The sequence below is a fragment of the Capnocytophaga sp. oral taxon 332 str. F0381 genome (assembly GCF_000318275.2).
In the GTDB taxonomy this organism is placed as follows: Bacteria; Bacteroidota; Bacteroidia; order Flavobacteriales; family Flavobacteriaceae; genus Capnocytophaga; species Capnocytophaga bilenii.
The window spans coordinates 26,146-31,447 of sequence record NZ_KB291285.1; the positions used below are offsets into that span (position 1 = coordinate 26,146).

Annotated in this window: 7 protein-coding genes; all 7 read right to left on the bottom strand. The window is 37.3% G+C overall.

From position 1 onward, the window contains the following. Nucleotides 1-143: 143 nt before the first annotated feature. The 7 genes from rplT to HMPREF9075_RS04055 all read right to left on the bottom strand — a co-directional run bounded on the left by rplT (nucleotide 144) and on the right by HMPREF9075_RS04055 (nucleotide 4,982). Complete coding sequence (rplT, locus tag HMPREF9075_RS04025) at nucleotides 144-488, bottom strand: 50S ribosomal protein L20 (RefSeq protein ID WP_009415231.1); 345 nt, start codon at nucleotides 486-488, stop codon at nucleotides 144-146. 95 nt (nucleotides 489-583) lie between these two features. Beyond that, nucleotides 584-781: a 50S ribosomal protein L35 gene (gene rpmI / locus HMPREF9075_RS04030; RefSeq protein ID WP_009415232.1), complete on the bottom strand. Its 198-nt coding sequence runs from the start codon at nucleotides 779-781 to the stop codon at nucleotides 584-586. Between the two features lie 119 nt (nucleotides 782-900). After that, nucleotides 901-1,398, bottom strand: coding sequence for a translation initiation factor IF-3 (infC, locus tag HMPREF9075_RS04035; RefSeq protein ID WP_157049218.1), 498 nt, complete (start codon nucleotides 1,396-1,398; stop codon nucleotides 901-903). Nucleotides 1,399-1,489: 91 nt separating this feature from the next. Beyond that, nucleotides 1,490-3,433 carry a threonine--tRNA ligase gene (gene thrS / locus HMPREF9075_RS04040; protein ID WP_009415234.1) on the bottom strand — a complete coding sequence of 648 codons (1,944 nt, stop codon included), beginning with the start codon at nucleotides 3,431-3,433 and terminating at the stop codon, nucleotides 1,490-1,492. 141 nt (nucleotides 3,434-3,574) lie between these two features. Then, a complete protein-coding gene (locus HMPREF9075_RS04045) occupies nucleotides 3,575-3,874 on the bottom strand; it encodes a hypothetical protein (protein ID WP_009415235.1) in 300 nt (99 codons plus the stop codon). Beyond that, nucleotides 3,871-4,080 (bottom strand): hypothetical protein, encoded by a 210-nt coding sequence (locus HMPREF9075_RS04050; protein ID WP_009415236.1) that lies wholly within the window; start codon nucleotides 4,078-4,080, stop codon nucleotides 3,871-3,873. Before HMPREF9075_RS04050 ends, HMPREF9075_RS04045 begins: the two co-directional genes overlap by 4 nt. Before the next feature lie 92 nt (nucleotides 4,081-4,172). Further along, nucleotides 4,173-4,982 (bottom strand): hypothetical protein, encoded by an 810-nt coding sequence (locus HMPREF9075_RS04055; protein ID WP_009415237.1) that lies wholly within the window; start codon nucleotides 4,980-4,982, stop codon nucleotides 4,173-4,175. Between the last annotated feature and the right edge of the window lie 320 nt (nucleotides 4,983-5,302).

The window sequence follows — 5,302 nt, forward strand, 5'->3', positions numbered from 1 at the left end:
TGTTAATAATCAATTAGTTACAAAAATATTCTATCTATTAATAAGCTTGCTTTAAGCCAAAAAACTTTTCAGACACTCTCTAATTAAAAAAGCTGCCTAAATAAAGACAGCTTTTTTTACGGAATAATATCATCGTTAAACGTTTATTTTACTTTTTCAACAATAGCTTTGAACGCTTCTGGGTGATTCATAGCCAAATCGGCTAACACCTTGCGGTTGAGTTCAATGTTATGAGCTTTAAGTTTCCCCATAAACTGAGAGTATGACAATCCGTGAAGGCGCGCACCTGCATTGATACGTACAATCCACAAAGCACGGAAAGTTCTCTTTTTGTTACGGCGGTCTCTATAAGCGTACTGCATTGCTTTCTCAACAGCATTTTTAGCTACCGTCCAAACGTTTTTTCTGCGACCAAAGAAACCTTTGGCAAGCTTCATTATTTTCTTTCTACGAGCTCTACGAGCTACAGCATTTACTGATCTTGGCATAAATAAATTTTAATTTTTTGTAGCAGGTGGTTCGGCTTAAAACAAACACTTAGGTACCTACTCCAGGGTTATTAATTCCGATTCGTTGCAGACAATTATTTTAAGCCTAATTGTCTCTTCACACTTGCAGTATCGTTAGTGCTAACGAGTGCAGCGTGGGTAAGTGCCAACTTGCGTTTTTTAGTCTTCTTTGTTAAGATGTGGCTCTTAAACGCATGTTTTCTCTTGATTTTGCCAGAGCCCGTAAGCACAAAGCGCTTCTTAGCTCCCGATTTAGTTTTAATTTTAGGCATTTGCTTAGAATTTTTATTGTGATATTATTCCGTCCTCCCCTGCCCCTCTTTTCAGAGGGGCAGTTACGGGAGTTTATTTTTATCCTCATTTTCCGCCCTTTACAAGGGACAGATAACAATTATTTTTTCTTAGGTAATGGTGCCAAAAACATCGTCATACGCTTGCCTTCCAGTTTAGGCATTTGTTCCACTTTGCCGTATTCTTCAAGGTCAGTAGCAAGTCGTAACAACAAAATCTCACCTTGGTCTTTGTAAATAATTGAACGACCTTTGAAAAATACATAGGCTTTAACTTTTGACCCTTCTTTCAAAAACTTTTCACCGTGTTTTTTCTTAAATTCATAGTCGTGGTCATCTGTTTGAGGGCCAAAACGTATCTCCTTAATAACTACTTTCACAGCCTTAGCTTTTAGCTCTTTATCACGCTTCTTTTGTTCGTAAAGAAACTTCTTATAGTCAATTACTTTACAAACGGGCGGAGTAGCATTTGGCGATATCTCAACCAAATCGAGTTCAAGACTTTCAGCAATTTCTAAAGCTTTTCGTGTAGGATAAACGCCATTCTCAACGTTTTCCCCCACAAGACGAACCTCTGGAACCCTAATATCGCGATTTATGCGATGTAGGCTTTTGTCGTCTTTTCCCGGTGTGTTACTTTTCTTAATGATGGCTATTAAAATTTTAAATTACTTTCACTGTTTTATTTTGTCAATTAGCAAATTGCTTAATCGACTTAGCTACTTCTTCGTTGATGAGTTTAGCAAAAGCCTCTACTGTCATACTTCCTAAATCTTCACCACCGCGTTTGCGTACCGAAATAGTAGCCTCTTTTTCTTCATTTTCACCCACAATAAGCATATAAGGCACTTTTTGCTTTTCAGCCTCACGTATCTTTTTACCCATTGTTTCAGCACGATTGTCTATTAGGGTACGAATATCCAAATCCTGTAGCTGTCTCAATACTTTTTGCGCATAGCCTTCGTATTTTTCGCTGAGCGACAAAATTATAGCTTGGTCAGGAGTAAGCCATAATGGGAAATTACCCGCTGTGTGCTCCAACAAAATAGCTACAAAGCGCTCCATACTACCAAAAGGCGCACGGTGTATCATCACAGGGCGGTGCAATTCGTTGTCTGCACCTTTATACCACAAGTCAAATCGCTCAGGTAAGTTGTAATCTACCTGAATAGTACCCAGCTGCCAGCTTCTTCCCAAAGCATCTTTCACCATAAAGTCAAGCTTAGGACCATAAAAAGCAGCTTCTCCTGTTTCCACCACATAAGTAAGCCCTTTTTCTTTAGCAGCAGCTATAATAGCATTTTCAGCTTTAGCCCAATTCTCATCACTACCAATGTATTTAGTCAGGTTTTCAGGGTCACGCAAGGATACTTGTGCCGTAAAATTATCAAACCCAAGTGAGCCAAATACGTATAGCACCAAGTCTATTACGTGTTTAAATTCAGTATCAAGCTGTTCAGGAGTACAGAATATGTGAGCATCGTCTTGAGTGAAGCAGCGCACACGGGTCAATCCGTGTAATTCACCACTTTGCTCATAACGATATACAGTACCAAATTCAGCAAATCGTTTCGGTAAATCTTTATAACTCCAAGGGTGCGAATTGTATATTTCGCAGTGGTGAGGGCAGTTCATCGGTTTTAGCAAATACTCTTCCCCTTCATTAGGAGTAGCAATAGGCTGAAAACTATCTTTGCCGTATTTTTCCCAGTGTCCTGAAGTTACATATAAATTTTTATGCCCTATATGAGGCGTAACTACCTGTTCGTAACCGGCTTGTTTTTGAGCTTTGCGCAAGAAAGCCTCCAAACGTTCGCGTAGTGCTGCACCTTTAGGCAACCAGAGTGGTAGCCCCTGCCCTACTTTGTTTGAAAAAGTAAAGAGTTCTAGCTCTTTACCAAGCTTGCGGTGGTCGCGTTTTTTAGCTTCTTCCAATAGCTCGAGATAATCAGTAAGTTCTTTTTGCTTCGGAAACGAAATTCCATACACACGCGTTAGCTGCGGATTGTGTTCATTACCTCGCCAGTAAGCACCTGCTGCACTAAGCACTTTCACCGCTTTTACAAATCCAGTGTTAGGAATATGCCCTCCACGGCAGAGGTCAGTAAAAGTACTATGGTCGCAAAAAGTAATAGTACCATCTTCAAGCGCTTCAATGAGTTCTGTTTTATACTCATTTTTCCCCGCATAATATGACAACGCTTCCGCTTTGCTTACAGGGCGCATTTTAAATTCGTGTTTGCCACGTGCAATTTCCAAGAACTTAGCTTCAATAGCCGGAAAATCTTTTTCAGAAATAGGTTTTCCATTAAAATCAACATCGTAGTAAAAACCACTCGCAATTGCCGGCCCTATGGTAAGTTTAATACCAGGGTACAATTCCTCCAATGCCTGAGCCAAAATGTGCGCCGATGAGTGCCAAAAAGCCTTTTTCCCTTCAGGATTATCCCAAGTATATAGAGTTAAACTACCATCCGTCGTCAGTGGGGTAACGCTTTCTACTGTTTTTCCATTGAAGGAAGCCGATAGTACATTGCGTGCAAGTCCTTCGCTAATACTTTGAGCTACTTGCATAGGGGTAACGCCACTTTGGTATTCTTTTACCGAACCGTCTGGTAGTGTAATCTTTATCATTTTATTATCCAAATTTTAGTATTGTTAGCTTTGAGAGTGCAAAGGTATAAAATATTTATGAATTAGCAAGATTTTTGCAAAAAAAATAATGAAAATTAGCAATCCATATTTTATCATTATCCTTGTAAAAACAGATAAATATTAGTTATCTGTTAAAGGCTTTTGATAATTACTCCGAAAATATTGTATTTCTATAAGATTTTCAATTTCTTTTATTTCGTAATAAATAAGAAATTTCCCCTTTAAAATTGTTTTTCTATATAAATTTAGTTTTTCATCGTATCTTGCTAAAAAATAAGGATCTTCAATAAGTTCTTGTACTAATAGTTCCACCGCTTCAATTATCTTATTAGAATAAGTATTACTCCCATTATGCATATCCCAATAATCAAGCGTATCGTAATAGTTATTTATTGCTTCGGTTGTCCAAACTATCTTCATTCCCTATTAAATTTTCTCTCTATTGCTCTTCTCTGTACTTCCGAATGTTCTGTTACCATTCCAAGCTTCGACTGCTCTTTTGATAAATAAATTTTTTCAAGATCTTCCAAACTAAGTTCAGAAAAACTAATTTGTTCATCTACTATTAGTTGCTGATATTTTTCCAATGGTAAATGCTCTTTAAAAGTGATAGTATTTGTTTCCATAGTATATGTTTTCCATTATCAATTATACGTAAATTACGATTACAAAAGTATAAAATAATTTGTAATCTAACAAAAAAGAAAATTCAATTTCACTAATAGTATTTAATATTGCGTTCAGCATAGCCCACTATTTTGCCTTTTACAAGCGTAAGCCTCGTAATCCAATTACCTTGTTTGTCAAAAGTATATTCCAATTTTTGATCATTTACTGCAGTAATAATACCTTTCTTGTTGTAAGTATAGCGCAAAACACTCACACTTGGGTTAGTCACCAATCCTTCCGAAATACTTCGCTCCACTACCCTACCCAGCTTGTCATAGCGTTGTTGTATATGTATTTGGGTAGCTGGTTCGCTCTTGGTAACTATAAGCAGACTAGTACGTTGGTTGTCTTTATTAAATTCTTGCTGTACGGTAGCTTCCGAATTAGGTGTTGTAAGTTTCCCTGCTATTGGGTTATCCCTATCGTCATAATCAGTAAAAGTAAATATCTGGGTAGGTGTTTCCACGCCTTGCAAGTAGTTAGTAAAACTCTTCAGTCTACCTACCTGTTCATATTCATAGCGACCATTAGTAACTATAATTTCATTATGAGCTTCCTTGGTTATAGTTACTTCTATAGGCTTATTATTAGGCAGATAAATATACTTATAACGAAGCTGAGTATTGCCGTAATTTTGTTCTAAAGAAGTCGTATTTCTTTGTTCATCAAAGATATAGCTATTCTCTACAGCAAGGCGTTTTTGCTGCAAATTATCTTTATACACATCATACACCCGCTCCACAAGCTGTTGCACATTACCTATCAATTCCTTTTCTTGTGCTGTAGCAGGAGTATTAACAATTTGAGCATTTAATGAAATACTACAAAGTAAAACTATGAAAATAAATATTTTATTCATATAAAACCAATGTTTAATACGTAAATAGTTAATGATAAAATTGTTCCACGTGGAACAGTTTCTCCTATAATAATTGATAATTAACAACTATAATGTTCCACGTGGAACATCTATTTTATAATAGTTAATCCCCGCTGGCGCAAGCTTGCAGCTTGTGCCCAATTCAAAATTCATAATTCAAAATTCTCCTCCCGTCTCACTTCTCCCCCGCTGGCGCAAGCTTGCAGCTTGTGCCCAATTCAAAATTCTCCTCCCGTCTCACCAGTCTCACCAGTCTCACTCGTCTCACATTCTATGTTAATATCCAAATTTTAAAAGGT

Bases quoted from the DNA above. Each gene is read 5' to 3' on its own strand.
- rplT (WP_009415231.1), bottom strand. From the start codon at position 488: ATGCCAAGATCAGTAAATGCTGTAGCTCGTAGAGCTCGTAGAAAGAAA.
- rpmI (WP_009415232.1), bottom strand. From the start codon at position 781: ATGCCTAAAATTAAAACTAAATCGGGAGCTAAGAAGCGCTTTGTGCTT.
- thrS (WP_009415234.1), bottom strand. From the start codon at position 3,433: ATGATAAAGATTACACTACCAGACGGTTCGGTAAAAGAATACCAAAGT.
- HMPREF9075_RS04045 (WP_009415235.1), bottom strand. From the start codon at position 3,874: ATGAAGATAGTTTGGACAACCGAAGCAATAAATAACTATTACGATACG.
- HMPREF9075_RS04050 (WP_009415236.1), bottom strand. From the start codon at position 4,080: ATGGAAACAAATACTATCACTTTTAAAGAGCATTTACCATTGGAAAAA.
- HMPREF9075_RS04055 (WP_009415237.1), bottom strand. From the start codon at position 4,982: ATGAATAAAATATTTATTTTCATAGTTTTACTTTGTAGTATTTCATTA.